A 25,546-nucleotide genomic window follows, 5' to 3' on the forward strand; every position below is an offset into this window, starting at 1 on the left:
CTGAGAGGCCACAGTACGTTTCTTTTTCATGATCGGCATATCCATGATATTCATCCTTCATGATATGCCTCGCCCACAAAATCACGGATAGGTCCGACCACACCCGCTACGGCGATTACTGTTGTTGCGCCGACCATTGTCGTACCGTCGGCGACCGAATTACATCAGCCGCCGCCTGCTCACGCGGGGGCCAGCCATCCTTCCGAGCCGGCTTCTACCGACGCTCCCACGCCTGCCCCGACTCATGATATGCACAGTGCGCGGACCTCGTCGCACGCGGGGACGCAGACCTATGTCGTGCAGAAAGGGGATACGCTGGGCAAGATTGCAAAGAAGCACTCAACGAACTATAGAACACTGGCGCATCTGAACGGTATTGCATCACCGTATTTCCTCTATCCGCAGCAGGTGCTGGTTGTGCCGAAGCCGCATGTGAGTGGGGCTTCGCGGGCTGCTGCTATGCCGGGTGCTGCGGCGGTAGCGACAAGCGCAACGGCGCGGACATCTGCGAGTGGATCACAGGCTTCTCGTTCGGTACCGACGACACTGGGGGCTTCGGGATCAGCCCCGTCCGCGCATGCAAACCCCAATTCAGGGAGCGCGAGTGCGGCGCCGCCAGCCATGCACGTCTCTGCTCCCGCTCCCACGCCCACGGTCCACGCCATCCGATCACGGGATGCGGGCGATCACCCTACAACTGAAGCGCTAAGTACCCACCACGCACCGTGGATGGCTGTGGCGGACAGCGAATATCAACTGGGCATTAAGCGTGGCGGTGGGGTCGTTTCCACCGAACACATTCGCGATTACTTCGGCGCGACTTCCGATGTGCACGCGAATCCGAATCGCGATGCCTACTGTGCGGCGTTCGTGAACTGGTGCCTGAAACGCGTGGGCTATGATGGGAACAACGATGCGTGGTCGGCCAATCTGGCACGATGGGGAAAGTCAACGCGAGGCAATAAGCCCGCCTATGGCGCGGTGGCTGTCATACGGTTCCCTACCGGCGGCCATCACGTGACTTTTGTTAACGGCAAGGCTCCCCCGGCACACGGTCAGCCGAGAATTGCGACCTTGGGGGGAAATCAGGGGACCGGGCATGCCGTCACTTATAGTTCGCTTCCCGAGAGTTGGGTGGTCGCGTATCGATTTCCGTCGGATTACACGGAGAGCGACGACGATTACGACCTCAAATTGATGGAGCATGGTGGACCTCAGATGTCAGAGGCATCGACTCGGTAACGGCAGGTGTTGAAGATTTGTGCGATCTGGGAGTGGACGTGAAATTGCTAAAAACAGCGGGTTGTGCTTTATTTGTTTCGATGTTCGTGCTGCCGTCGTGGGCCAGCGACGGTGGTGTCGCGCTGACATCGCATGACGTGCCCTATTCGGCGACGATCATGTTGAAGGACGTGGGTAAGGATTCAGCGGGCAAGCGGATTGTTTCTTATCAAATCAACCTGGCCTCGAAAACGTGCAAGTCTGCGATATCCGGCGTGGCAAAGTTCTACGCCACGAAGGACGAGGCGGGGGACGACTCCACGTTCCTGCCTGACGGCGAAGCCATCGATATCAACGTATTCAAGGACAACGGGGCAAACGGTCAAGTGACTATTACAATGGATACGGCGCAGCGGCCGAGATACGCTGGCGTTGATATCGAAAATGCTCACGTTGGCGGATGCATCGAAAAACCTGGCGTGGGTTGGGATTTCTATGACTGGAAGGCCCGGAAAGGATGAGCCTGGAATGCAAGGGCGTGAGCAACTGGTCTGCTGTTGCCTCGACGTGAATGGACGACAGTTCGACGCCGGCCTGCCGAACTCTTTCGTAGATCCGGCATCATTTTTAGATCAAACAGGCTTCGCTTGCGGATGACACGATATCTGATACTCAACGGCGATAAGACCACCGCGAGCGGAACAGTCGTTGCGACGCCGACTTCGATCCAGTTCGAAAGCCGCGAGATTGCCCATGAGGGTGACGACGTGCAATGTGCCTCGTGTCATACGACCGGCAAAATCAGGTGCGACGCCCCACGTCATTCGATGAACTCGCCCGATGGCCGGCAGGCGGCATTGAGCGGCGACCTTTGCGTCTGCAAGTGTCATCCACCGCCGAAACTCGTTGCTTCGCAACTGTCAATGTCGGTCGAGGGGTGAGCACGTCAACGCATCACAGATGCTAGTGGCCTGCGATTGACGTAGATCGACTTGATTGATGGAGACCCAAAACGCCTACACTGTGCCTAGATGGAATTCAGAAAGCACTTAGCCCAGCCGTGTAGGCTGGGCTAAGTGCTCGACTTATTTCGTAGGGCGTTAGGAACACGAGCGCTCAACCGACGGATTAAGTCGCGGACTAATTTCGCTGGTGGCGCAAGTTTTGACAAAGTCTGGGGTGGCGCTGCATGGGCACCTTACCGAGTGCAGTTGTACGTTGATTGGTAGCACAGCTTCGGACGTGGGGTGAGGAGCTCGTTTGGTCACCGCTCCCCCCGCCTTGACAAAACCACCACCAAAATCCGTGATTTTTTGTCTGAAAAAGACTAAAGCAGACTAAGAATCCTCTGTTTGAGGAATCTTCTCATTCCGCCACGCTATCCACTTGATTAGTATGCGTCGGCCATGCGCTTTGCATAATGCATGCATGGCCATTCCCAGAGTTGCCATCCCATCGGCGTCTCCGTACTTATCAATATGGATATTGCGGACTCATTCGCATGCCAATGTTTTTCCTCGCAGGACATGCATAAAATAACCAGGCTGGTTTTAACCACATCGATCGTTTTATTATCGCAGCTTACCCAGGCTGCCGCGCCAAGCCCAGTCGCAAGCCAGTTTGCTGGGCCTTATCTGGGTTTCAAACTAGGCGTTAACACCTCGGACGCTTCCGGCAATATCTATAAGAGTTCGCATACCACCGTTTTCCCGGGTTTCACCGCCGGATATAACTTCGACGTCGACCGTTTTGTCGTGGGTGCGGAAATTTTCACCGATCTGCATCATGGCTCGGCCACATTTAAAGATGCCGGGATCGACGCCAAAATCGGCATGCCGTTCAATCAATGGATGCCCTACGCACGCGTTGGCTTCACGGGAGATGAACCGGACACGCGTCTGCATTGGGGTTTGGGCCTCGAATATAAATTCTCGAAGCAGGTGAGTGCGGTGGGCGAATGGACGACTGACTCCAGCAACCGTGACGGCACCAAACGAAAGAACAACAGCTTCACCATCGGCGTTCAGTATCACTTCAACTGACCGCACTGAACGACGCTGGCGTACCGTCCCACGCGCCGCAACCCAACCGCAAAGGCCGCTTCAAAAGCGGCCTTTGCCCTATTCGCCGCCAGCTCGCGCTTAATTCGCCGGAGCTGGAGTTGCAGTCGGAGCCCCACCCGCCGCCGCCCCACTCGCCGTCGCATCCGGCTTAAAAACCGTCTTCCAATCCCCCTTCATATCCACAACCAGCCAACCCTTCGTCGCAGCTTCATCCAAACCCTTATCGAGCTTGCCGCTTTTCGACGTGCGATCGTACGCGTACTCCCGCTCCGCATCCGTGTGATGCACGAGCGCCGCCAGCCGCGGCCCGTCGCCGGCCGAAGTCCATTCCAGCATCGGCACGTCGCCGTCGGAGTTGCCGAACGCGATCACCGGACGCCGCCCGATCACGCGATCAACCGCGAGCGGTTTAGCCGAACCGTCGACCAGATTGTCGACCTGCGCAAGCCGGGTCAACGAAACCGCCCCGTTTGTTTGCGCATAGCGGTATTTAACGGTGCTGCCAATCACCTGCTCCGGCGGAATGCCATACACACGCTGCGCCAGGTCACGTACGAACTCGACGTCGCTGCCGGTCACCAGGTAAGTCTTAAAGCCGTTGGCGCGCAGATACGCGAGCAATTCGAGCATGGGTTGATACGCGAGATCCGCATACAACCGGTTGAAGCGCGGGTCGCTCGCGGAGTCGAACCATTCGTGCACGAGCGCGGCGAACTGATCGCTGGTCATGCCGGCATGCGCTGCGGCCAACACACGCATCGAACCCGTATCGCCGCTCGCCGCTATGCTTTTTAGATTGCCTTTGAGAATCGAGCGGAACGGCTCCTGACGCTTCCATTCTGGATGCTTGCCGGCCACCGTCTTCACGCGTTGCAACGCGAACACCAGTTGCACCGATGCGGGTTGCTCCGGCCACAGCGTGCCATCGTTATCGAATACGGCAATCCGATCCGCACGCGGGATGAAATCCTTGGATTCGGGCGTGGTCACCAGTTGAACGAAATCGACGATCGAGCGTTTGGTCGCGGAGTCGTTCCATGACGCCAGCGACGCAGCCGTCAATGCGCCGGCCGGCGATTCGCTCACGTCGTGACGCGGCGTGACGGAACAGGCGGAAAGAACTACGACGGCAAGGGCAATGCAGTACCGGTGCATCGTGCGGATCATGAATTCCTCATCGAAAGACGTGCGGCTAACTTGAAGGGAGCGTCAGTCTAATGGGGCGCGGCCATTGTTGCAGCCCCTATTGTTGCGGCGCAGACGAAGATGGCTGGTCAAAACGCCGCGCGCGGCGGCAATCCATCAGCGCGCGTGATGCATTGAAGTGGTAGCGATATCGGGCCCTGTTCGACCGAGTGCTTCCGCTCGCCGATCGATATGCTCGTTTGTGAGCCATTGTCGCCATTGCGTCCCGCAGGCTTGGGACGGGCAGGCGGCGTGAGGTTAACGACCCCTTTCGGAGCACCATGAACGTCACCACATCCGACGACTTTACCGGCGTCCAGGCCACCCACTTCTTGTCGAAAGCCTTCATTGTGCTGGGCTATGCCGACGGAGCGATCTCGACGATCCCGAACAACTTCTTTCGCAACTGGATGGATGAGGAAGCCACTGTTGGCACCTTCGTGATCGGCAAGGGCTCGGGCATTGGCGTTGGTTCAATTGCCAAATACGACGGCGAGTTTCAGAAGCTGGTGATCGGAAAATTCGTCGCCGGCGGCCTGAAGCTGAAATTCCTGCTGAACGGGCAGCACGACATGCGGACCATTTCGACGTCGATGCTGAGCGTGTACGGCGGCGACGGCATGCGGAATTCTCCTCCGCCACAATACGGCGACACCGTGATCCGTAACGACGTGTGGATCGGTGACGAGGCGATGTTCCATGGCGGCTCCACCGTTGAAAACGGTTGCGTGATCGGCGCAAGAACGCTCGTGCCGGCTAATTTCAAAAGCGAGCCGTACGGGATCTACGTCGGCTCCCCGGCACGCCTCGTGCGGTTCCGCTTCACCGAGAAAATCCGCGAGTTGCTGGTTGAACTGGCCTGGTGGGACATGCCCGGGCTGTGGCTCCGTCAAAATAACAGCCACTTTCTGGCCGACCTGACGGCGGACGAGGGGCAGTCGATCGAAATACTGACCGAGTTGCTGCGCGCGAAGAAAGCGTGGCTTGAATTGCGGGCCGCGGCGAACGCCTGACGGGTCGGCAAGGAGCGTGCCGTCGCTGGCGCGCTCTTGCGACCGGCGCAGCCGCTTTGAGCGGCAAAGGCTAGAGGTATTTGTCGCCGGGTTGGCGATCGCGAACTTTCTTCGCCGGGGAGCCGTAGGCAATCGAGAAAGCTTCCACGGCGCTGAGCACGAGCGACCCCGCGCCCACCACGCTGTGCTCGCCGATCGCGATGCCATGACGCAGGACAGCGCCGATGCTCACTGCGGCGTGGCTGCCGATATGGCAATTTCCGCCGGTCGTCACGCCCGGCGCGAGACTCGAATAATCCCCCATCACGCTGTCGTGATCGAGCGAGGCTCGGGTATTGACGATGCACCCGCGTCCAATGCGACAGGCCGGATTGATCACCGCGCCTGCCATCACAACCGTACCCGCGCCGATAGTCGTTTCCTTGCCGATACTGGCGGACGGATGCACCGCGCTGACGAACGGCAATGGCAATGACGCACAAATATCGGCCACTCTGGCCGTCACTTTCGCGCGCACGCTGTTATCGCCGATCGCGACGATGACGCCCTTCAGATCATGTTCAGCGGCAAGCGCCGGGAGATCGGACTCACTGCCGAGAACGGCATAACCGAGGGTCGTTTCGCCGACTTTCCGAAATGCGTCGATAAGCCCGACGATCCGGTAGCGCGCCTGCCGTTCGACGATATCGATAACCACTTTCGCATGGCCGGACGACCCCACGAGCACGATGTTTTGCATTGAATGCGTTCCAGTTGCAGGCCGGCCGCTTTCAGTTGACGCTGGCTACGATGCTCACAATGCGTTCAACCTGTACCGGGCTGAGATCCGGAAAAATCGGCAGGCACAAAATTCGTTTCGACGCGGCGCTGGCTACCGCCAGGTTGTCGTTATGTGCCGATGGTAGCCCACGATACATCGGAAATTCGGAAATCAGCGGATAGAAGTAGCGGCGCGCAAAGATGTCGTGTTCCTTCAGTCGCTCATACAGCGCGTCGCGGCTGATCGGAAAACTGTCTTCCACCTGGACGGGAAAGTAAGCGTAGTTCGCGACTTTTTCGCCGGCGTCCTGCAGGCAGCGAATGCCCGGCACGTCGGCCAGCAGCGCGCGGTAATGCGCGTCGATCGCCCGGCGTTTGGCGAGCGCCTTGTCGACGTGCTGCAATTGCAGAAGCCCGAACGCGGCGTTGATCTCGCTCATCTTGCCGTTGATGCCGGCTGCCACGACCGTCACTTCATCCACGAAACCGAAGTTCTTCAGATGGTCGATGCGCTGTTTCGTCTTGGCATCCGGGCAGATGATCGCGCCGCCTTCGAACGTGTTGAAGACCTTGGTTGCATGAAAACTGACGATTGACAGATCGCCGTGTTTGAGCACGCTGCCGTCTTCGGTCTGCACGCCGAACGCATGCGCGGCGTCGTAAATGACCTTGAGGTTGTAGTTGTCGGCAATCTTCTGGATGGCCTTCACGTCGCACGGATGACCATAGCAGTGCACCGGCATGATCGCGGTCGTTTGCGGCGTGATGGCGGCTTCGATCTTCTGCGGATCGAGATTGAGCGTATCCGGATCGACATCCACGAAGACCGGCTTGATGCCGTTCCACAGCAACGAGTGAGCGGTGGCGGCAAACGAATACGGCGTCGTAATGACTTCGCCGTTGATGCGCAGCGCCTGCAGCGCGGTAACGAGGGCCAGCGTGCCGTTGGTAAAGAGCGCGAGGTGCTCGACGCCGAGATATTCGCAGAGCGCCTTTTCGAGCTGCTGATGAAATGGCCCACCGTTCGTCAGGATCTTGCTGGTCCAGATCTTTTCGAGGTACGGGAGGAACTCGTCCAGCGGCGGCAGATGCGGCTGGGTGACGTAAATGCGTTCGTCGTCCAGCGACGCGATCGCACGAAGAGGAGCGCTAGAGCCCATAGTTTCCTCGCTGCTGTTTTTTAGTCCGGGTGACGGGCGAGCACGGTTTGCGGCTCGTCCGTACTGAAGGCGGCTGGAGCGAGGCCGTCGCTCCAGCGCTGCCACATCGTGTGAAACGCGCGCGAGAGGCTTTGCGCGACAAGCTCCGGCCGGAACGGCGCCGACTGCATGCAGCGCTCGCGCAAGCCGGTGCGAATGCTCGCCAGCGCGGGGATGTCCGAGGCCAGCTTGACACCCTTGGCGACGAAGTCGTCCGCGTCTTCGGCCGCGAAAGCGTCGAGACCCGAATGCGACAGCCATGCCGTGGCGGCCCGGCTCGCCATCGTCTTGCCGGCGATCGTCAGCGTGGGCACACCCATCCACAACGAGTTCAGAACCGTCGTGGAACCGGTATACGGGAACGTGTCCAGACAGATGTCGACCTGAAAGTGCTGTTGCAGGTAGACCTCGACGCGCGAGCGCGGACGGAACGTCAAACGGTCCCGCGAAATGCCTTCGTTGACGAACCAGCTGATGAGGTTCTCGTCGCCTTCGTCGCCGTTCATCGAACCGAGCACCATGCGCGACGTGGGCAACTCGCGAAGCAACCGTGCCCACACGGCGATCACGTCGGGACGCAACTTGTTCAGCCGGTTGAAACTGCCGAACGTGATGTAGCCGTTATGCATTGCCGGCAGGATGTTGACCGGCGGTGCATTGCGGTCCGGCAGGAACGGCCCGATGGAAGCCAGGTGGACCAGCTTCTCGGAGAACTGCTTTTCCATCTCGCCGAACGGCGTGAAGAAGCGGTCGCTGAGGTAATAATCCATCGCGTCGAGACCGGTCGTCGCCGGATAGCCGATCCAGCTCACCTGAATCGGTGCGGGCTTACGCGCGAACGCCTGCAGCCGATTGCGGCCGGTGTGCCCGCTCAGGTCGATCAGAATGTCGATCTTGTCGGCGCGAACTTTCTCGATGAATTGCTCGTCCGAGATGCCGGCCGTGCGGGTCCACTGGTCGACCTGGCTGGTCAGCCAGTGCGTGTAGTCGTCGTCATGCACGTGGTTGTAGTAGACATGGAGCGACAGGCTCTTGTCTTTCGCGAGCGGCTCGATGATCGGCATCAGGTACGACGCGACGGCGTGACGGAACAAGTCGCCGGAAACGATGCCCACTTTCAGCGGGCGGCCGGGCGAGCGGCTATTCGCGTGACGCACTTTCTGCAAGCGCAGCGAGGCTTCATGAATCCGCGCAAATTCGCGATGCTCGGCGTAGATCTGCTCGGGGGAGATTTCCGGGTTGTGCGCGATGGCGAAGAGCAGATTGCTGCGCGTCGGCGAATTCTTGGGATCGAGTTCGAGCGCGCGGCGAAAGCATTGCTCGGCCTCCTCGGTGGCGCCGATGTCGAGTAACACGACGCCCAGCGTGCTGTGGGACTCCGCGTAGTCAGGCGTCAGTTCGGTGGCGCGACGGCACTCGGCGACCCCTTCGCGAGCGCGGCCGAGGCCGGAGAGCACCATGCCGAGAATACGATGGCCTTCCGAGTGGTCCGGATGCAGTTCGAGCAATTTCCGGCACTCGACTTCCGCTTCGGCATGCATACCCAGCAGGCGCAGCAAATCGGCCAGTGCCTTACGCACTTCGGAATCGTCGCTGCCGAACGCAACGGCGTTTTTCAGAGGCTGTAGCGAGTCCGCGTAGCGGCCGGCCCGATGAAGCGCGATACCGAGGCAGCGCCACGCGAGGCCGTTCGACGGACACCGTTCCGTCATGCTCCGGGCGAGTTTGATGGCGTCCGGAATGTGGCCCTTGGCGAAGAGCGTGTTGAAGCGGGTAATTTCTTGCGGAGTGGGGCGGCGCGTATCGAGCGTTGCGGGCGCGGCTTCGGCGGTGTCTGTCGCGTTGAGGTCTGTCGAAACGATCTCTGCGGGCGCCGGTTCCGGCGAGACGACGACCGGTGCGACCGCAGCGGTGGCGTAGCGGGCACCGCCGTGCGCCATGCGCGTGATCAGTCCGTCGACGGCCGGTCCCTTCAAGCCCCTTTGCTGGCCCATTTCCAGCGCCATCCAGGCCGCCTGGATCTGGTCCGAATCGATCAGGGCGCTGATATAGGCCACCCAGAATTGGCCGTTGTTCGGCGCGCCGCCGAGCGCAGCTTCCAGGTGCGGCAGAGCGTCGGCAGGACGGTTGCGCTGCACGTACAGCACGCCGAGGTTGTACTGCACGTCGACGTGGCCCGGCATGGCGTCGAGGATCGCGAGATACAGCGCCTCGGCGTCGTCTAACTCGGCCTTGTGGTGATGCGCCAATGCGGTCTGCAAAACCAGCGCGATGTCTTGCTCGAGCTGTTGCTCGGGCGTCAAGGGTTCAGCGGTCGGCTGGTCGTGAAGGAGCGTCATGGTCTCGGCGCGGAATGGTCTATGACGGAAATTGTGCGACGGGCACGGGGTTTCCGATGCGCGGAGATGACGGTGAAAACGCCGCCTGTTTAGCGTATGGGCAGGGGCGTGCGGGCGTGAAATGCCAGAAAAAAGCCCGCACGCGGCGGGCTGAGGGAACGAGCGCGTCTCACTTCGACGCGTAGTTCTTATTGTCGGGGTGTGCGCGGGAACCTGACGTCGGCGTCCGCTTGCCTCGCGGCACCGCGGTGGCTTGCAGGTTCCGCGGTCAGTCTGCTTACATGCGCGCCATGCGCTGATACTCGCCGGCTGCCTTGGCGCGTCCCATGGCCGCTTCGAACTCGATATGCAGTTCGTTTTGTGTCGTTTCGGCATCCGCGAGCAGCGCTGCATCCATGGCCTGGATCTGGCGGATCTTCTCCAGCGCGGCCGGTTCCTGCTCCGCGACTAGCGACATCAGCAGCGGCGAACGCGCTTCGATCAGGCGAGCCGCTTCCGGCCAATCGGCCAACGACGCCGCCTGGGCGATTTCGCGCGTCATTGCCAACAGGCGTTCTACTAATTCCGTCTGGTTCATCTTGAGCGCCTCCGGCAGGCTCGGCGGTTACGTGTTGTTGGCGCTGGCCAGTGCACCGGCGCTGTTGGCGCCGCCGAACAACGCGGTCAGGTACTGCGAATTGCTGTTGGCACTCGCCATCAAGGTATTCAGCGCCGTGAACTGCGCCTGATACTGGCTCGTCAACTGCGCAGTGTAATCGGCGAGCGCGCTTTGCTGCGTGGCGACGCTCTTCAGATCGGTGTTCAGCCCGGTGTTCTGGGTGTCGATGATGCCACCGGTCTGCGTGAACGTCGTGATGTCGTTGTTCAACTGCGCGGCGATGCCGTTGGTCGAGTTGAACAGCGAAGCGACGGTCGCGGGGTTGGCTGTCAGCGCGGTGGTCAGCGTCGAGCTGTCGACCACCAGGGTGCCGTCCGCCGGATCGTCTTTTAGCGTGATACCGATCGACGCCAGCGTGGTGCCGGTGCTGCCCGAGCCGACCGCGCCGCCGACCACCGAGGCCAGCGCGTTCTGGATGGTCAGCAGCGTCGAGTCGCCCAGCAGCGGGCCTTGCGACGATGCCGACGAGTTATACGAGGTGAGCGTGGCCATCGTCGTGACGACGGTGTTGTACAGGCTCACGAAGGTGTTGATTGCGCTGCTTTCCGCCGTCGTGTCCGGCGTCACGTTCAGCGTCTGCGACGTGCCGACGGCCGCCGCCGACAGATTCAGCGTGACACCCGAAATGGCGCTCGTCACCGAGTTGCTGGCGTTCGTCGCGGCGATGCCGTTGATCGTGAACTCCGCGTCCTGCGCGGAGGTGCTTTGCGACCAGGCGCTGCTCGTATTCGCCGAGGTAATGGTGGACTGGCCGCCGGTGGTGCTGGCCGTCGACGTCACGCCGAGGCTCGACAGGCCGTTGTCGCTCGTGACGTTGGTCGTCACGTTGATCACGTTGGCCGCGCCGCTGTTCGCCGAGCGCAGCACGAGGTGAGCGCCGTCCGTGCCGGTCACCACGGTAGCCGTGACGCCGGGGTTACCGCTGGCGCCGTTGATCGCGGCCGCAATGCCGGACAGCGTGTTATTGGTGCTGTCGATATTGACGTTCACCGATTGGCTGCCGAGCCCGATCGTCAACGTGCCCGTGCCGAGCTGCGTGGTCGCGCCGAACGCCGCCGACGACAACGCCTGCGAACCGGCGATCTGTTGCACGGCGACCGTGTAGCTGCCGGCCACGGCGCCCTTGCCGGCCGTCGCGGCGAGGCCGGTGCCGGTGGCGGTAGCGGTGAACGTGGACAACGTCGAACCGCTCGCCAGACCGGCAATACCGGATTGCAGCGCGCTCAGTGCAGCGCTCAGTGCGCCGTACGCGGACAGTTTGGTGTTGTCGCTGGTTTGTTGCGCCGACAGCGCGGCGGCTTGCCCCGCGGTTTTGGCGTTCACGAGCGCCGTGACGAGCGACGACACGTCCATCGACGAATTGCCTGTCGAGCCGCTGATGATCGACTGAGCGGCCGACTGCAGCGCAGCGTTGGCGCTCGCTGTAGAAGACGTGGTTGAGATCGAGGACATGCAGAGGCTCCAGGCGTCTAGGAATCTGAATTAGGTGGTGCGGGATGCTACAGCATCGAGTGTTGCAAATGCACATCGGGAGGCATGCCTCCCGTTGCTTGAAACCCGGCTGCGCGCCGTCTCTTGATAGCGCGGCGCGCAGCCGGTACTACGTCAGCTCTTATTGCAGGAGCTTCAGAACTTGCTGCGGGTTCGAGTTAGCTTGCGCCAACACCGAGATACCCGCTTGTTGCAGCACTTGCGCCTTGCTCAGGTTCGCCGTTTCTTGTGCGAAGTTGGCGTCCGTGATTTGCGACTGTGCCGACGACAGGTCGGTCGACTCAGCTTGCTGCGACGTGGCGATGGCCGTGAAACGGTTTTGCGCGGCGCCCAGCGATGCCTGCAGGTTGTTGACCGTTTGCAGAGCGTTGTCGATCGAGACCATCGCTTCGTTCGCGCCCGTCACCGTGCTGATGTTCAGGTTCGAGACCGTCGGCGGGCTGTTGATCGCGTTGATCTGCGCCACTGCCGAAGCCTGAGCTGCCGAACCTGCGCCTGCCGTCGTCGTTGCTGCGGCCTGGAGTGCCAGAGCCGTACCTTGCGTACCCGTACCGGCCGTTGCGCCCGAGCCGAACACGGCTGCTGCGACGGTTTGCGCGATTGCCTGGTTGTTCTGGTCGGTGAAGGTATAGCCGCCCTTGCCGTCCGACAACACGTTGATGGCCGTGATGGCCGGGCTCGCTGCCGACGTGTACGTACCCGTGTTGTCGACGCTGACCGACACCGTGCCGACGGTTTGACCCGTTTGCACCAGGCCGCCACCGATCTTCGCTGCCGACATCGACTGGCTCAGGTTCAGGCTGATGGTCTGGCCAACGTTCGCGCCGACCTGGAACGTCACGTTACCTGCCGAGCCGTCCAGAATGTTCGTGCCGTTGTACGTCGTTTGCGACGCGATACGGTTCACTTCCGAGATCTGTGCCGAAACTTCCTGTTGCAGTGCGGCCTGGTCGCTCGACGACAGCGTGCCGGTCGATGCCTGCACAGCCAGCTGACGAATACGTTGCAGGCTGGACGTCAGCGACGACAGTGCGCTCGACGCGGTTTGAATCATCGACACGCCGTCGTTGGCGTTCGACACGCCTTGATTCAGACCGTTGATCTGCGTTTGCATACGCGTCGAGATCGCCAGACCTGCTGCGTCGTCGGCCGCGCTGTTGATGCGCTTGCCCGAAGACAGACGCGTGATGGCTTGCGAGAGGGCGCTTTGCGAGCCATTAAGGTTTTGCTGTGCAACCAGCGAGTTGATGTTGCTATTGATTCCGAGCATGAAAATCTCCTAAATAAGCCTTGAGCCCAATACGCCACGTTGGCATCGGCGGAAGCACTCGTTCATTGCTGGCCGCCTCAGTGAAGGTTGACGGCGCCCCTAAAAAAAACTTGAGGCACTTTGTTCAATGTCTTCCCAATTGTTTTGCCGTCGCGATACCGCGTCGAATCGCTGGGAGGCGCTTGCTGACTGGCTTGGCGGGCTCACTGCAGGGATGGGAAAGGCGGCGTATTCTCGTTTTATCTTGTAACAAAATCGGGAGAAATCATGCAGAAACGCAAGGTTGGAAGATCCGAATTGCAGGTCTCACCGCTTATGTTTGGCGGCAATGTTTTCGGCTGGACCGCGGATGAAGCGACCTCGTTTTCCATTCTGGATGCGTTCGTCGACGCCGGTCTCGACTTCATCGATACCGCCGACGTCTACTCGGCGTGGGTGCCGGGCAACCAGGGCGGCGAGTCCGAGAGCATCATCGGTAAGTGGTTCCGCCGGAGCGGCAAGCGCGACCGGATCGTGCTGGCGAGCAAGGTCTCGAAGCATCCGCAGCGCTTGGGGTTGTCGGCGGCCAACATTCAGGCGGCGGTCGACGATTCGCTGCGACGCCTGCAAACGGATTACATCGACATCTATTTTTCCCACGACGACGACGCAGCCACGCCGCTCGCCGAAACACTCGGTGCTTATCAGAAGCTGATCGAGGCTGGCAAGGTGCGGGTGATCGGCGCTTCGAACTATGGCGGCGCGCGGATCGAGGCGGCGCTGGCCGTCTCCCGGCAGCACGGACTGCCCGAATATCAACTGCTGCAGCCCGAGTACAACCTGTATGATCGCGCCGCGTATGAGCGCGACATCGAACCGGTGGCACTGGCCAACCAGCTCGGTGTGGTGGTGTACTACAGCCTTGCGAGCGGTTTTCTGTCCGGCAAGTACCGCTCGACGGCGGATCTGGCGAACAAGGTGCGCGGTGGCCGCGTCGAAAGGTATCTGAACGAACGGGGCATGCGGATTCTCGGCGCGCTCGACCGGGTCGCCGACCAGCACGGCAGTACGCCGGCCACCGTCGCGCTGGCGTGGTTGATCGCGCGGCCCAGCGTGACGGCGCCGATTGCCAGCGCGACCTCGGTCGAGCAGCTCAAAAGTCTTGCGGCCGCCGTCCATTTGATGCTCACCGGCGCCGATATCCGCGAACTGGACGAGGCGAGCGCGTGACGCGCGGATGGCCTGGCGCAATCGCTAAACCCCTGGTAGGATGGAGAGTTTCCTGATATCATCGGGAGTGAATTGAGATCTTTGCCTGTTTCGTCAGTGTTTTCTATTGATGAAAGGTTGGCGAAACGGCAACAGACGCGGTTTTTTGTATCACGTCTGTCCGCGTTCGGCGGTGAACTCCCCACCTCTCTTTTCCGGCCTCCGTGGCCGCTTTGCCTCTCGTTTCATTCGTGGTTTGGCCGGGTTCTGCCCGCGTTTGCCTGTTACTGGCCATGAATCGAAACGACCGGAGGGCCGGCGCGTGAGCGGTTTCCCGCCACGCAAATTAACCCGTATCAAGTGATTGAGTTAGGAATTACATGACGACGATTCTTCTGAAGGAAAACGAGCCGTTCGAAGTGGCGATTCGCCGCTTTCGTCGCGCAATCGAAAAGAATGGCCTGATCGCTGAACTGCGTGAGCGCCAATCGTACGAAAAGCCGACAACGGCACGTAAGCGCAAGAAGGCTGCTGCTGTGAAGCGCCTGCACAAGCGCCTGCGCAGCCAGATGCTGCCGAAAAAGCTGCACTAAGCACGCTTTTTTAGCACGGCCGAACGGCGGTGTGAGCTTCGAAAGAAGCCACATCGCCGTTTTGCTTTTTGGGGCCTTTTGACTGCTTTAGACGGTGGTTTAAGGCGAGTTGCGGTGAGATCAAGCGGCGCTTTTCAGTCGCTCGGCGGACAGGCTGAATTGGAGGGCAATCGACCCCAATCGTTCGTGCCATTCCCACGTGCCGAACACGTCGTGGACGTTCTGCAGGCAACTGAGCAGGTCGACGGTGGTTGGGTCGTAGACGTTGAGGCGCGCGCGAAACAGCGCCTTCTTGAGCGCCGAGATGCCGACGTCCATGTAAGCCGGCACTTGCACGGGTGTTTTGCCGATGTAGCGCACGGGAATGCCCTCCATCGCGCTCACGTAGTCGAGCGGCTTGATGAAGCTGCCGACCGGGCAGCCGCCGCAATAGCCGCGGTAGGCGCCGCCGCCGCGCGGCAGCAGTGCGGCGCGCTTCTGGCCGAGCAGATGACTCACGGCCTGATCGAAAATCTCCTGATGCGTCAGGAAGCTAAGCGTTTTCATGGTTGGTCTCCCACGCGTTACGCAGCGGTTATTCGTTGTTAGTGCGCATGACGATCAGTATCGGGCGCGCACCGATTAACGAAGCCCCGACTAGCAAGGCGAAAGGCCCTCAATTCGCGGATTTGGGGCGCGGGTCGTGTCAACCCGCCTTGCGGTTGCGCCCCTTCTTGCCCAGCGCCGCGCATCGCGCCCGGCACATGCAGTTCGTCTCGTGGTCGTTCACCATGCCGACCGCCTGCATGAACGCATAGCAGATTGTCGTTCCGACGAACTTGCAGCCGTAGCCTTTGAGCGCTTTGCTGAGCGCGTCCGACACTTCGGTCGATGCCGGTGCCTGCTTATACGACGCCCAATCGTTCTGGATCGGCGTCTGGTCGACGAACGACCACACGAAGTTCGCCAGCGAGCCGTGCTCGCTCTGGATCTGCTGCACGGCGCGTGCATTGATGATCGCTGCTTCGATTTTGCCGCGATGGCGCACGATGCTTTCGTCCGTGACCAGCGCGTCCACGTGCTTCGGCGTAAAGCGGGCAACCTTGTCGATGTCGAAGTTGGCGAAAGCGCGGCGGTAACCGGCCCGTTTGTTGAGAATCGTCGACCACGACAGGCCCGCCTGAGCGCCTTCCAGCACCAGCATCTCGAACAGGTGCTGGTCGTCGCGCGAGGGCACGCCCCATTCGGTGTCGTGATAGTGTGCGAGCGATTCGCTCGACGCCCAGTTGCATCGCTGTGTCACGGTCGCGCTCCCGCGTAGTCATATCGCCCGCCAGCATAGCCGAAGCCTCACGCAGTGCAAGCAGGCCATTCGGCCGATTGCGCGATTGAAACGGACCTGCCACGCTACGCGATATTCACTTTCCGAACTCTTTCAATTCGATGAACCAAGACCTCTTTCTGATCGGCGTGGACGGCGGCGGTAGCGGCACGCGTGTGGTGCTCGGCGACGCGTCCGGCCGTGAACTGGCACAGGCGGCAAGCGGGCCGTCGGGTCTGGGGCTGGGCGTCGAGCGCGCGTGGCAATCCATCGCGGCCGGTTGCGGTGAGGCATTCGCGAGCGCCGGGGTCGCGCTGGACTGGTCGCGCTGCGTGCTGGGTTGTGGTTTGGCGGGGGTCAATAATCGCGAATGGCTAGCCGCGTTTCGCGCACAGGCGCCCGCTGTTGCAGGGCTTGCGGTGGAAAGCGACGCCTACACCACACTACTGGGAGCGCACGGCGGCGCGCATGGCGTAATCGTCGCGTTGGGCACCGGCAGCGTCGCGGCTGCGCTCGACGGCGACGGCGAATGCCGGATCATTGGCGGCTTCGGCTATCCGTCGGGTGACGAAGCGAGCGGTGCGTGGCTCGGCCTGCGCGCCATCGTGCATGCGCAACAATCGCTCGACGGACGTGTCCCCCGCGACGATCTCGCGCACGCGCTGCTCGCCCACACCGGCGCGCATGACCGGGATAGCCTGGTCGTCTGGCTTTGCGAGGCTAATCAGACCGCTTATGCGAGGCTCGCGCCGATCGTCATCGCGCATCGTGCGCATCCGTTCGCGGCGCGTTTGCTCGGGGAGGCCGGGGTGGAGGTGGGCAAGATGATCGCGGCGCTGGATTCCTCGGCAAGCTTGCCCGTTGCCTTGTGCGGCGGTTTGGGCGCGCCCTTGCGCGATTACGTGCCGCTGGCCTGTCAGTCAAGGTTGCGCGAACCGCTGGCCGACTCTGCGCATGGTGGATTGCAACTGGCGCAGCGCGAAGCCGAGCGAATTGCTGGCTGAGTCGGCTGGGTGAGCGCGCCGGCCGAGTACGCTGCTGAGCAGGCAAACAGGCAAACAGGCAAACAGGCAAACAGGCAAACAGGCAAACAGGCAAACAGGCAAACAGGCAAACAGGCAAACAGGCAAACAGGCAAACAGGCAAACAGGCAAACAGGCAAACAGGCAAACAGGCCAACCGAGCGCACTAGCTGAACTCACCGACCACGTTTCGCTCGCCCCCAGCGAACGCCGCAGCCGCGACGTCGTCAGGCACCGGTAAAATACCCAGCTTCGACGCTGCCCGGTTGCTCACACCATGTACAAAGTCATTGCCACGGATCTCGACGGCACGCTGCTCAACGCAGATCATCAGGTAGACCCGTTCACGGTCGCCACCGTGCGCAAGCTGGAAAGTGACGGGCTGCACTTCGTGATCGCAAGCGGCCGCCACTACTGCGATGTCGCCGGCATTCGCGACGTGCTGGGCATCAGCCCGTATCTGATTACATCGAACGGCGCGCGCATTCACGCGCCGGACAACACGGTGATTCACGCCGACGACCTCCCGCCGGCGATCGTGCAACGTCTGGTGCTGCCGGAGATCGTCGGCGAACACGGCCGCGTCATCGTCAACCTGTTCGCCGATCAAGCGTGGTTGATCGACCGCGACGCGCCGGATCTGTTGAAATTCCATCAGGATTCCGGCTTCACCTACAAAGTGACCGATCTGCCGAAACACAACGGCGCGGATATCGCGAAGGCTCTCTACATCGGCGAACCTGCCGATCTCGCGCAAGTCGCAACGAACCTCGAGCGCGAATTCGGCGACGCGTTGTATGTCACGTATTCGCTGCCGGATTGTCTGGAGGTGATGACATCGAACGTATCCAAAGGGCGAGCGTTGCAGATCGTGCTCGGGCGCCTCGGCGTCAATGCGGCAGAGTGTGTAGCGTTCGGCGACAACATGAACGACATCGACCTGCTGGAAACGGCGGGCCATCCGTTCATGATGAACAACGCCAACCCGGATCTCATCACGCGCCTGCCGAACGTGCCGCGCATCGGCAACAATTTCGAGGCCGGCGTGGCGCATCATCTGCGCAAGCTGTTCTCGCTCGACGACGAGCTGATGTCCTGAGCTGAAATGAAACCGGCCCGGTTCCAGTTCGGTGGAAGCGGGCCGGTTTGCGACGCAAGCCGCCATTTGAAAAAAAGCGGCGCACACCCAATCACCCAGCGCGTCGTGGCGCGCGTCAGCCGTCAGCGTTACTGTTCCGAATCATCAGCCGTGCCAGCCACCGCGGTAACCGCCGCGATCGTCGTGGCCCCAACGGCGGTCGTTATGATCCCAGCCGCGCTCGTAACGATGGTCCTGGTGATAGTAGTCGCGGCGATCATAACGGTGGTCCCATCCGCCATTGCCGTAGTAGACCGGTTGCGGTGCCGCGTAAACCGGGGCGGGTTGTGCATAAACCGGCGCGCCGAGCGACAGGCCGATGTTCAGATCCGTATGCGCCTGAGCGACGCCGCATACGCCGACCGCGAGTCCTGCGGCAACCAGCAAGTGAGTGACGATGCGTTTCATGTTGTTCTCCTGTGAGGCGACGAGTTGTTTGTCGCACAGGATCAATGTACGCATGCCGGTCCGCGCTGACTGCGACGAGATGTTACGGACTGCAAGCATCTTCACAGGGTTGAAAGCTGGTTGAAGCCTGGTCCGCGGCCTGCCGCTCGGCATGGCCGCTTCAACTAACCGGCTGTTCCATAAGCCGTTTCAGCGCGGTGGGGAATAAAAAACTAGGTTGGCGTAACGATTTTCCGGAAACCTGGCCGCCGTTCCCGTAATCACGACTTACATCTGTATTACCGAATTAATCCGCCGCATTCGTGGCAGCCGCCGAAGCCGCCGCCGACGGCGCAGCCGGTAGCGCCGCGCACGGGCAATCGGTAGAGCGTCCGTCGAGACCCTGGCGATCACGCTTGAAGCTCGCCTCTGCGACACCGTTCTGCCAGTTGAGGCGAACGATATAAATACTGTCGAAGTCGTCGCTTTTCCAGTTCGGAATATCGGCGGGATTGCCGCCGTGCGCGCTCAACATCTGCCGCAATAGCTTCACGATCAGCTTGTGTTCCCACGCAACGACGATCAGCTTGCCGCGATTGTCGGGACTCAAAAGCGCGGCGCCCAACTGGTCGATCTGTGCGAACCCGTACGGCGTTTGTACGGGCATCTGGAACTGGATGGCCGTCGGCTCGATCGTCGCGAGTGGCCGGATGTAGTAGTAAGGGTGGCCGCTATCGTCTTTCTGCTGGCCTGGATCGGGCGCGTAGATCGCATCCGGCTTGCCGAACTTGGCCGCAATCACCGCCGGCAAAGCCAGCGCCCGATTCAAGCCCTGGCAATTGAGTTGCCCGTAACCCGCTGCGGGTTTTTCACCGTGTCGCACGAACACGAGCGTTTCGGTATGGCTGTCTGCAGCATGCGCATTGGGTAGCGCCAGCGCGCCGGCACACAATCCGCCGATCGAGAGTGCGATGCCATGCAGGAATCCACGGAAACGGTTCATCGGTAGTACCTGTGCGAGCTTGGGAAGTCGCACGATTCTAGCAGCGGACTTTCAGCGCGCCCGTCGACGAATATCCAGTGGCATGCTTAGTCCACCTCGCGACCAGGCAAACCGAAGCAAAGCGAACCAAAGCGAAGCGGGCGCCTCGGCGCCCGCTTCAACTGCTCGCTCTACCGCCTGCGCCGATCAGTCGGCCGCCAGCGCCGCCGAATTGCCGCGCCGGCTTTCCGCGATCACCGGATACAGCACGCCTGCGATCACCGCGCCGAGGATCGGCGCGACCCAGAACAACCAGAGTTGATCCATTGCCGCCCCGCCGACGAACAGCGCCGGTCCGGTGGAGCGCGCCGGATTGACCGACGTATTGGTGACCGGAATCGAAATCAGATGGATCAGCGTCAGGCACAGGCCGATGGCGATCGGTGCGAAGCCGGCCGGCGCGCGCTTGTCCGTGGCACCGAGAATGACGAACAGGAAGAAGCCGGTCATGACCACTTCGCAGATAAACGCCGCCACGAGCGAATAGTGGCCAGGCGAGCGCTCGCCATAGCCGTTGCTGGCAAAGCCACTGGCCACGAGATCGAAGCCGGGTTTGCCCGACGCGATCAACGACAATACCAGCGCGCCGAGCACCGCGCCGACTACTTGCGCGACGATATACGACAGCAGATCACGAGCCGGAAAACGGCCGGCGACCGTCAAGCCGACGCTCACCGCCGGATTCAGATGGCAGCCGGAGATGTGGCCGATCGCATAAGCCATGGTCAACACGGTCAAGCCGAACGCGAACGACACGCCCACGAAGCCAATGCCGAGACCATGAACGGGGCCGGCGAAGTTGGCGGCGAGAACGGCGCTCCCGCAGCCTCCGAGCACAAGCCAGAAGGTGCCGAAGAGTTCGGCGGCGAGACGTTTTGACAACGACATGATCGGTAATCCTAAAAAGAATGGCGCTTTACGCGGCACAGATGAGACACGCCGCAGTCAGAAGTTTGAACGCGCAATTCTAGGGAAGGACAGCTGGAATAGGTGTCAAGAATTGTCAAAAGTGGAGTCTGATTTACCTATTATTGCCGGATAAAGATGGCGTTTTACAATTCATCGAAGCTTAATAATTATCAGAGGATATCTTCCTAAATCGGTATTATTGGCCATTGCGAATTTTTATAATTGCAGTTAGTCTGCGAGCGAATGAGTTCTAGAAAAGGGGAGAGCCGGAATGTCACAATACGCAGATCTCAAGGCGCAGATCGCCAAATTACAGGCACAAGCGGAAGAAGCGCGCCGTACTGAAATTGACAATGTCGTCGCCGACATCCGCCAAAAGATCGCTGAATACGGTCTAAGCGCGCAAGACCTGGGCTTTGCGGTCGCCGCGCGGCGCGGGCGCCCGCCCAAGAAGGCGCCGTTGCCGGCGAAATACCAGGATCCCAAGTCGGGCAATACGTGGAGCGGCCGCGGCAAACCGCCTAAGTGGATTGCCGGCAAGAATCGCGAGCGTTTTCTGATTGGTGCGGCCTGAGTCTATAAGTAGCCGGACGAAAGCCAACTGAAGGTTAGTCGGCAATCGAGCTTATTGACCGCACGCGAAACCGGTATGGGAGCGTATCCATACCGGCATTAAAAAAGCCGCCCTTGGGGGCGGCTTTTCTGCAAAGGAGGCGGGATAACTCCGACTTTCCGCTCGCGCAAACGATTCACATGGAGAATTGACTGCCGGTTTGGCCAGTCAATCGGAAAATCGCACAAAGCCACCTACGCGTGCAAGGACCACGCTTAAACGCCACTCGACACCTGGCCATAACACGCGTATCCCTCGCGATTCACTTCATTCAACCCGGCCGCTTAGCCCACCGCCACCTGACGCAGCATCGGACGACGGGTCGCATCGATCAGTGCCGAATAGCCATCCACGTAGTTTCGCGCCATCGTTTTCGAACTGAACCGGCGTTCGAATTGTGCGCGAATCTCGGTACGCGACAGTTCGTCCAGACGTTGCAGCGCGGCCACCGCGCCTTGCACGTCTTCGACGATATAGCCCGTCACGCCGTGGTCGATCACTTCCGGCACCGAGCCGCGGTTGAACGCGATCACGGGTGTGCCGCAGGCCATCGACTCGATCATCACCAGACCGAACGGCTCCGACCAGTCGATCGGGAACAGCAACGCCTTGGCGCCGGACAGGAATTCGGGCTTCTGCGCCTCGTTGATCTCGCCGACGAATTCCACATGGGCCATCGACAGTAGCGGCTCGATCTCGCGCTTGAAGTATTCCTGGTCGACCTTGTCCACCTTGGCGGCGATCTTCAGCGGCAAACCGCTTTGTGCAGCGATCTTGATGGCTGTATCGACGCGCTTCTCCGGGCAGATGCGGCCGAGGAACGCGAGGTATTCCGGCTTCTTGTGCGCCTGCGGTGTCAGCAATTGATCCGGCAGGCCGTGATAAATCGTGTTGAGCCAGTTCGCCTGCGGCAACGGCAGACGCTGCGAATCGGAGATCGACACCACCGGCACGTTGGAAAACGCGTCGAACACCGGTTGCAGTTCCGGCAAGTCGAGGCGGCCGTGCAGCGTGGTCACGAACGGGGTATCCATGGTCATGAACAGCGGGAACGGCATGTAGTCGAGGTGGAAGTGCAGCACGTCGAATTCATGCGCGACCTTGCGCACTTTTTCCATCATCAGCACATGCGGCGCCAACGCGTCGCGAATCGTCGGATCGAGGCGCAATGCGCGCGGCCAGCAGGCGTCGAGGTTGGCGGACGTGACCGAGTCGCCGCTGGCAAACAGCGTGACATCGTGGCCGAGGTCCACCAGCGCTTCGGTCAGGTACGACACGACGCGTTCGGTGCCTCCATACAACTTCGGCGGGACGGCTTCGTACAACGGCGCAATTTGGGCGATTCGCATGCGTTTTCTCCTATTCAGAACGGCTTCGCACGCGGCGCTCGGGTCGAGCGAAGAGCGAATGCCTGTCGGACGGTTGGGCGCGGTAAGCCGCCGCCCGGGGGTGCTCCGAACTTGCATCGGGTAATCCCTTAGCGTTCATTATCGGGATCGGCCGAGCGAATTCGAGTTATTTTTCAAACGCTTAATGTTGTTACAGCGCGAAACATGGTGCGTTACAGATCGGCTGGACTCTCACCGCAGATGTCCAGGCGGGGCAAGCGGAGCGGATTGAAACGCTGCGCAACCCTCAGCAAGGCGTGGGCCTGACGGCTGGAGCGCAATACCTACGCCACTGCGTAGGGACGCGTTGCGTTAAAGTGAATTGGTCTTATAATTCTTTTTCACCGCTGCAAAGGTGCGGATTTAGAGTCGCTCAAGGCTCACCATTCGATCCGCATTTGTCTCCAGGCGAGTATTCAAAGCGCATTGCAAAACGCAAATTGCGCGCATACCGCGCCAACTCACTTCCCCATGCGCGTCCCTTTGTAGGAATTATTCCTACACGAATGACGGATTTATCCGTCAAGCAGGCAGGGTGTCTGTCCGATTTTCGTTCGCCCCCCCTTTCGACACAATGGCGCAAGACCAGAAACGAGCCGATTCGTGCGGTTTGGGTGCGCGCGTTCGAGCAAACGTTTCCGTAACGGCCTGACCAGCCAGATTTACCCCGGGGGAATCATGAGCGCGACAAGCGAAATGCTCAATGAGATCAGAGAAGTCAACCTGTCTTATCTCCTGCTAGCGCAGCGATTGCTGCGCGAAGACAAGCCGATGGGCATGTTTCGCATGGGGATTTCGGACCAGTTAGCCGACGTACTCGCCAGTTTGTCTCTGGCGCAGACCGTCAAGCTGGCGGCGTCCAATCAGGTGTTGTGCCGTTTCCGTTTCGACGACCATGCCGTGCTGTCCGCGCTCGCGGACAAAGGCAAAACCAGCGCCGTGGCTCAGGCGCATTCCGCGATCCTGATGGCTAGCCAGCCGGTCGAGCAACTCGGCTAATGGCAGCTCGCATGGCAAACAAAGCGATCAGGACGGGAGATCGGCACGCGGATGGCCTATAAAAGTGTGGTGCTCGAAGTCAGGGAAATCACCTTGGCCATCGAACTGATCGAACTGGGCGCGCGCTTGCAATTGCTGGAAGCAGAAACCAGTCTGTCGCGCGACCGGCTCATCAAGTTATACAAGGAATTGAAAGGCGTGTCCCCGCCCAAGGGCATGCTGCCGTTTTCGACCGACTGGTTCATGACCTGGCAGCCGAACTTTCACTCCTCGCTGTTCTACAACATCTACCGTTTCATGGCCGGCCACGGCGGTTGCCAGACGATCCAGTCGATCGTGAAAAGCTACCGGCTGTATCTGGAACATGTTCAGTTGCACGACGACGAACCCGTGCTCAGCCTCACGCGCGCGTGGACGCTGGTGCGCTTCTTCGATTCCGGCATGCTGCAAATGACCGCCTGCTGCCGTTGCGGTGGACATTTTGTCGCGCATGCGCACGATCCGCAGCATGCATTCGTCTGCGGCCTGTGCCAGCCGCCGTCGCGGGCCGGTAAGACAAAGAAATTCGCCGACGCAAAGAAATTTGCCGACGCTCGCGCCCGCGAGAACCTTGCCGCGCTCGAAGCCTGAGCCGTGACGGCTAAGGGCGGCCGACACAGCCACCCCGGCCGCCACACCCGCCATGGCCGCCCGCCGCAAGCCGACGCACTGCGCGCCGGCCGCCTTCCCATCCGGCGGCCCCTCCGGTCCGCCCGTCCCGCGCCAGCCCTTACCGGCTCTGGCGCACCCGCCTCTGGTTTACACCCGAGCGACGAGCCGCTTTTCCACCAAAGTTTTCTGCTGCGTTGCCGTAAACCAGATTAACGACGGTCACCGTCGCTTCTTTGTGAGGGCTCGGCAGTGCTGATTTTCGTGGGAACTCTCGTGACGCTGTTGTCCGTTTTCGGCGGTTACGCGCTGGAAGGCGGCCATCTTGGTGCGCTGCTGCAGCCTGTTGAAGTGCTGATGATCGTCGGTGCGGGCGTCGGCGCGTTCATTCTCGGCAACGGAATGAAGACGATCAAGGCGACGCTGCGCGTCATTCCAACCCTGTTCAAGGGCGCGAAGTACAACAAGGACGTCTACATGGAGCTGATGGCGCTCCTCTACGTTCTGCTGGCCAAGGCGCGCAAGGAAGGCACGCTGACGCTGGAAGCGGACATCGACGATCCGTCGAAGAGTCCGATCTTCACGCAATACCCGAAGATTCTCGCCGACCATCACATCATCGAATTCCTGACCGACTACCTGCGCTTGATGGTGGGCGGCAACATGAACGCGTTCGAGATCGAAAGTCTGATGGACGAGGAAATCGAAACGCATCACCAGGAAGGCGAGGCGCCCGCGCACGCACTGAACAAGGTCGGTGACGCCATGCCGGCGTTCGGGATCGTGGCCGCGGTGATGGGTGTGGTGCACACCATGGCCTCGGCCGACAAGCCGCCCGCCGTGCTCGGCGAGATGATCGCGCAGGCGCTGGTCGGCACCTTCCTCGGGATTCTGCTCTCGTACGGGCTGATCGGGCCGCTCGCGAGCGTCGCCGAACAGCGCGTGACCGAGTCGACCAAGATGTTCCAGTGCATCAAGGTGACGATTCTGGCCAGCCTGAACGGTTACGCCCCGGCAATCGCCGTCGAATTCGGCCGCAAGGTGCTCTTCTCGACCGAGCGCCCGTCGTTCGCCGAGCTCGAAGAGCACGTGCGCCGCGTCAAGGCCAAGTAAAGGGCGCC

General features: G+C 60.8%; 26 protein-coding genes. 13 read left to right on the forward strand and 13 right to left on the reverse strand.

Annotated elements, in window-relative coordinates; genetic code table 11:
• The first annotated feature begins 729 nt into the window (after positions 1-729).
• The 4 genes from BX591_RS36985 to BX591_RS21595 all read left to right on the forward strand — a co-directional run bounded on the left by BX591_RS36985 (position 730) and on the right by BX591_RS21595 (position 3,263).
• Positions 730-1,242 (forward strand): CHAP domain-containing protein, encoded by a 513-nt coding sequence (locus tag BX591_RS36985; protein ID WP_244147087.1) that lies wholly within the window; start codon positions 730-732, stop codon positions 1,240-1,242.
• Between the two features lie 38 nt (positions 1,243-1,280).
• Positions 1,281-1,742 (forward strand): hypothetical protein, encoded by a 462-nt coding sequence (locus BX591_RS21585; protein WP_146749808.1) that lies wholly within the window; start codon positions 1,281-1,283, stop codon positions 1,740-1,742.
• 132 nt (positions 1,743-1,874) lie between these two features.
• Complete coding sequence (locus BX591_RS21590; RefSeq protein ID WP_111933351.1) at positions 1,875-2,162, forward strand: PAAR domain-containing protein; 288 nt, start codon at positions 1,875-1,877, stop codon at positions 2,160-2,162.
• A gap of 483 nt (positions 2,163-2,645) precedes the next feature.
• The gene (locus tag BX591_RS21595; protein WP_244147088.1) at positions 2,646-3,263 is read left to right on the forward strand and encodes an outer membrane protein; all 618 of its coding nucleotides are present in this window, start codon (positions 2,646-2,648) and stop codon (positions 3,261-3,263) included.
• A gap of 99 nt (positions 3,264-3,362) precedes the next feature.
• On the opposite strand, the gene BX591_RS21600 is transcribed toward BX591_RS21595, so the two are convergent.
• The gene (locus BX591_RS21600; RefSeq protein WP_111933353.1) at positions 3,363-4,451 is read right to left on the reverse strand and encodes an HAD family hydrolase; all 1,089 of its coding nucleotides are present in this window, start codon (positions 4,449-4,451) and stop codon (positions 3,363-3,365) included.
• Between the two features lie 299 nt (positions 4,452-4,750).
• Here BX591_RS21600 and BX591_RS21605 point away from each other — a divergent pair, with 299 nt between their 5' ends.
• Positions 4,751-5,482, forward strand: a complete 732-nt coding sequence (locus BX591_RS21605; RefSeq protein ID WP_111933354.1) for an LbetaH domain-containing protein — start codon at positions 4,751-4,753, stop codon at positions 5,480-5,482.
• Positions 5,483-5,552: 70 nt separating this feature from the next.
• Here BX591_RS21605 and BX591_RS21610 read toward each other — a convergent pair whose 3' ends face one another.
• The 6 genes from BX591_RS21610 to BX591_RS21635 all read right to left on the reverse strand — a co-directional run bounded on the left by BX591_RS21610 (position 5,553) and on the right by BX591_RS21635 (position 13,198).
• A complete protein-coding gene (locus BX591_RS21610) occupies positions 5,553-6,221 on the reverse strand; it encodes an acetyltransferase (protein ID WP_111933355.1) in 669 nt (222 codons plus the stop codon).
• 31 nt (positions 6,222-6,252) lie between these two features.
• On the reverse strand, positions 6,253-7,401 hold the full coding sequence (vioA, locus tag BX591_RS21615) for a dTDP-4-amino-4,6-dideoxy-D-glucose aminotransferase VioA (protein WP_111933356.1): 1,149 nt from the start codon (positions 7,399-7,401) through the stop codon (positions 6,253-6,255).
• Positions 7,402-7,421: 20 nt separating this feature from the next.
• Complete coding sequence (locus BX591_RS21620; protein ID WP_111933357.1) at positions 7,422-9,779, reverse strand: tetratricopeptide repeat protein; 2,358 nt, start codon at positions 9,777-9,779, stop codon at positions 7,422-7,424.
• A gap of 277 nt (positions 9,780-10,056) precedes the next feature.
• Positions 10,057-10,356 carry a flagellar protein FliT gene (fliT, locus tag BX591_RS21625; RefSeq protein WP_111933358.1) on the reverse strand — a complete coding sequence of 100 codons (300 nt, stop codon included), beginning with the start codon at positions 10,354-10,356 and terminating at the stop codon, positions 10,057-10,059.
• Positions 10,357-10,383: 27 nt separating this feature from the next.
• On the reverse strand, positions 10,384-11,889 hold the full coding sequence (gene fliD, locus BX591_RS21630) for a flagellar filament capping protein FliD (RefSeq protein ID WP_111933359.1): 1,506 nt from the start codon (positions 11,887-11,889) through the stop codon (positions 10,384-10,386).
• 160 nt (positions 11,890-12,049) lie between these two features.
• On the reverse strand, positions 12,050-13,198 hold the full coding sequence (locus BX591_RS21635) for a flagellin (protein ID WP_111933360.1): 1,149 nt from the start codon (positions 13,196-13,198) through the stop codon (positions 12,050-12,052).
• Positions 13,199-13,465: 267 nt separating this feature from the next.
• Here BX591_RS21635 and BX591_RS21640 point away from each other — a divergent pair, with 267 nt between their 5' ends.
• Both BX591_RS21640 and rpsU read left to right on the forward strand, forming a co-directional pair.
• Entirely contained in the window at positions 13,466-14,407 is a 942-nt protein-coding gene (locus BX591_RS21640; RefSeq protein ID WP_111933361.1) for an aldo/keto reductase, read from the forward strand.
• Positions 14,408-14,766: 359 nt separating this feature from the next.
• Positions 14,767-14,979 carry a 30S ribosomal protein S21 gene (gene rpsU / locus BX591_RS21645; RefSeq protein WP_006050883.1) on the forward strand — a complete coding sequence of 71 codons (213 nt, stop codon included), beginning with the start codon at positions 14,767-14,769 and terminating at the stop codon, positions 14,977-14,979.
• A gap of 120 nt (positions 14,980-15,099) precedes the next feature.
• Here the strand turns inward: rpsU and BX591_RS21650 are convergent, their stop codons facing one another.
• Complete coding sequence (locus BX591_RS21650) at positions 15,100-15,525, reverse strand: hypothetical protein (RefSeq protein WP_111933362.1); 426 nt, start codon at positions 15,523-15,525, stop codon at positions 15,100-15,102.
• 139 nt (positions 15,526-15,664) lie between these two features.
• Positions 15,665-16,261 (reverse strand): DNA-3-methyladenine glycosylase I, encoded by a 597-nt coding sequence (locus BX591_RS21655; RefSeq protein WP_111933363.1) that lies wholly within the window; start codon positions 16,259-16,261, stop codon positions 15,665-15,667.
• Between the two features lie 140 nt (positions 16,262-16,401).
• Between BX591_RS21655 and BX591_RS21660 the strand changes: the two genes are divergently transcribed.
• Both BX591_RS21660 and BX591_RS21665 read left to right on the forward strand, forming a co-directional pair.
• On the forward strand, positions 16,402-17,283 hold the full coding sequence (locus BX591_RS21660) for a glucosamine kinase nucleotide-binding domain-containing protein (protein ID WP_111933364.1): 882 nt from the start codon (positions 16,402-16,404) through the stop codon (positions 17,281-17,283).
• Between the two features lie 295 nt (positions 17,284-17,578).
• Positions 17,579-18,400, forward strand: coding sequence for a Cof-type HAD-IIB family hydrolase (locus BX591_RS21665; RefSeq protein ID WP_111933365.1), 822 nt, complete (start codon positions 17,579-17,581; stop codon positions 18,398-18,400).
• Positions 18,401-18,544: 144 nt separating this feature from the next.
• Here BX591_RS21665 and BX591_RS21670 read toward each other — a convergent pair whose 3' ends face one another.
• The 3 genes from BX591_RS21670 to aqpZ all read right to left on the reverse strand — a co-directional run bounded on the left by BX591_RS21670 (position 18,545) and on the right by aqpZ (position 20,756).
• Positions 18,545-18,847, reverse strand: coding sequence for a PXPV repeat protein (locus BX591_RS21670; RefSeq protein WP_111933366.1), 303 nt, complete (start codon positions 18,845-18,847; stop codon positions 18,545-18,547).
• Positions 18,848-19,133: 286 nt separating this feature from the next.
• Positions 19,134-19,829 (reverse strand): histidine phosphatase family protein, encoded by a 696-nt coding sequence (locus tag BX591_RS21675; RefSeq protein ID WP_111933367.1) that lies wholly within the window; start codon positions 19,827-19,829, stop codon positions 19,134-19,136.
• Between the two features lie 186 nt (positions 19,830-20,015).
• Positions 20,016-20,756: an aquaporin Z gene (gene aqpZ, locus BX591_RS21680; protein WP_111933368.1), complete on the reverse strand. Its 741-nt coding sequence runs from the start codon at positions 20,754-20,756 to the stop codon at positions 20,016-20,018.
• Positions 20,757-21,048: 292 nt separating this feature from the next.
• On the opposite strand from aqpZ, the gene BX591_RS21685 reads away from it, so the two are divergent.
• Positions 21,049-21,351, forward strand: coding sequence for an H-NS histone family protein (locus BX591_RS21685; RefSeq protein WP_035554438.1), 303 nt, complete (start codon positions 21,049-21,051; stop codon positions 21,349-21,351).
• Positions 21,352-21,674: 323 nt separating this feature from the next.
• Here BX591_RS21685 and BX591_RS21690 read toward each other — a convergent pair whose 3' ends face one another.
• Entirely contained in the window at positions 21,675-22,739 is a 1,065-nt protein-coding gene (locus tag BX591_RS21690; RefSeq protein ID WP_111933369.1) for a glycosyltransferase family 4 protein, read from the reverse strand.
• A 717-nt stretch (positions 22,740-23,456) separates the two neighbouring features.
• Between BX591_RS21690 and flhD the strand changes: the two genes are divergently transcribed.
• From flhD to motA, 3 genes are all read left to right on the forward strand, one after another.
• Positions 23,457-23,777, forward strand: coding sequence for a flagellar transcriptional regulator FlhD (gene flhD, locus BX591_RS21695; protein ID WP_035562573.1), 321 nt, complete (start codon positions 23,457-23,459; stop codon positions 23,775-23,777).
• Positions 23,778-23,828: 51 nt separating this feature from the next.
• Positions 23,829-24,407, forward strand: coding sequence for a flagellar transcriptional regulator FlhC (gene flhC / locus BX591_RS21700; protein WP_105510118.1), 579 nt, complete (start codon positions 23,829-23,831; stop codon positions 24,405-24,407).
• Between the two features lie 270 nt (positions 24,408-24,677).
• Positions 24,678-25,538, forward strand: coding sequence for a flagellar motor stator protein MotA (gene motA / locus BX591_RS21705; RefSeq protein ID WP_006050895.1), 861 nt, complete (start codon positions 24,678-24,680; stop codon positions 25,536-25,538).
• Positions 25,539-25,546 lie beyond the last annotated feature (8 nt).

The sequence above is a fragment of the Paraburkholderia bryophila genome, from assembly GCF_003269035.1.
Lineage (GTDB): Bacteria > Pseudomonadota > Gammaproteobacteria > Burkholderiales > Burkholderiaceae > Paraburkholderia > Paraburkholderia bryophila.

Excerpts from the sequence above, each read along its gene's own strand:
- BX591_RS36985 (WP_244147087.1), top strand. The coding sequence starts at position 730 with ATGGCTGTGGCGGACAGCGAATATCAACTGGGCATTAAGCGTGGCGGT.
- BX591_RS21590 (WP_111933351.1), top strand. The coding sequence starts at position 1,875 with ATGACACGATATCTGATACTCAACGGCGATAAGACCACCGCGAGCGGA.
- BX591_RS21595 (WP_244147088.1), top strand. The coding sequence starts at position 2,646 with ATGCATGGCCATTCCCAGAGTTGCCATCCCATCGGCGTCTCCGTACTT.
- BX591_RS21600 (WP_111933353.1), bottom strand. The coding sequence starts at position 4,451 with ATGATCCGCACGATGCACCGGTACTGCATTGCCCTTGCCGTCGTAGTT.
- BX591_RS21605 (WP_111933354.1), top strand. The coding sequence starts at position 4,751 with ATGAACGTCACCACATCCGACGACTTTACCGGCGTCCAGGCCACCCAC.
- BX591_RS21610 (WP_111933355.1), bottom strand. The coding sequence starts at position 6,221 with ATGCAAAACATCGTGCTCGTGGGGTCGTCCGGCCATGCGAAAGTGGTT.
- vioA (WP_111933356.1), bottom strand. The coding sequence starts at position 7,401 with ATGGGCTCTAGCGCTCCTCTTCGTGCGATCGCGTCGCTGGACGACGAA.
- BX591_RS21620 (WP_111933357.1), bottom strand. The coding sequence starts at position 9,779 with ATGACGCTCCTTCACGACCAGCCGACCGCTGAACCCTTGACGCCCGAG.
- fliT (WP_111933358.1), bottom strand. The coding sequence starts at position 10,356 with ATGAACCAGACGGAATTAGTAGAACGCCTGTTGGCAATGACGCGCGAA.
- fliD (WP_111933359.1), bottom strand. The coding sequence starts at position 11,889 with ATGTCCTCGATCTCAACCACGTCTTCTACAGCGAGCGCCAACGCTGCG.
- BX591_RS21635 (WP_111933360.1), bottom strand. The coding sequence starts at position 13,198 with ATGCTCGGAATCAATAGCAACATCAACTCGCTGGTTGCACAGCAAAAC.
- BX591_RS21640 (WP_111933361.1), top strand. The coding sequence starts at position 13,466 with ATGCAGAAACGCAAGGTTGGAAGATCCGAATTGCAGGTCTCACCGCTT.
- rpsU (WP_006050883.1), top strand. The coding sequence starts at position 14,767 with ATGACGACGATTCTTCTGAAGGAAAACGAGCCGTTCGAAGTGGCGATT.
- BX591_RS21650 (WP_111933362.1), bottom strand. The coding sequence starts at position 15,525 with ATGAAAACGCTTAGCTTCCTGACGCATCAGGAGATTTTCGATCAGGCC.
- BX591_RS21660 (WP_111933364.1), top strand. The coding sequence starts at position 16,402 with ATGAACCAAGACCTCTTTCTGATCGGCGTGGACGGCGGCGGTAGCGGC.
- BX591_RS21665 (WP_111933365.1), top strand. The coding sequence starts at position 17,579 with ATGTACAAAGTCATTGCCACGGATCTCGACGGCACGCTGCTCAACGCA.
- BX591_RS21670 (WP_111933366.1), bottom strand. The coding sequence starts at position 18,847 with ATGAAACGCATCGTCACTCACTTGCTGGTTGCCGCAGGACTCGCGGTC.
- BX591_RS21675 (WP_111933367.1), bottom strand. The coding sequence starts at position 19,829 with ATGAACCGTTTCCGTGGATTCCTGCATGGCATCGCACTCTCGATCGGC.
- aqpZ (WP_111933368.1), bottom strand. The coding sequence starts at position 20,756 with ATGTCGTTGTCAAAACGTCTCGCCGCCGAACTCTTCGGCACCTTCTGG.
- BX591_RS21685 (WP_035554438.1), top strand. The coding sequence starts at position 21,049 with ATGTCACAATACGCAGATCTCAAGGCGCAGATCGCCAAATTACAGGCA.
- BX591_RS21690 (WP_111933369.1), bottom strand. The coding sequence starts at position 22,739 with ATGCGAATCGCCCAAATTGCGCCGTTGTACGAAGCCGTCCCGCCGAAG.
- flhD (WP_035562573.1), top strand. The coding sequence starts at position 23,457 with ATGAGCGCGACAAGCGAAATGCTCAATGAGATCAGAGAAGTCAACCTG.
- flhC (WP_105510118.1), top strand. The coding sequence starts at position 23,829 with ATGGCCTATAAAAGTGTGGTGCTCGAAGTCAGGGAAATCACCTTGGCC.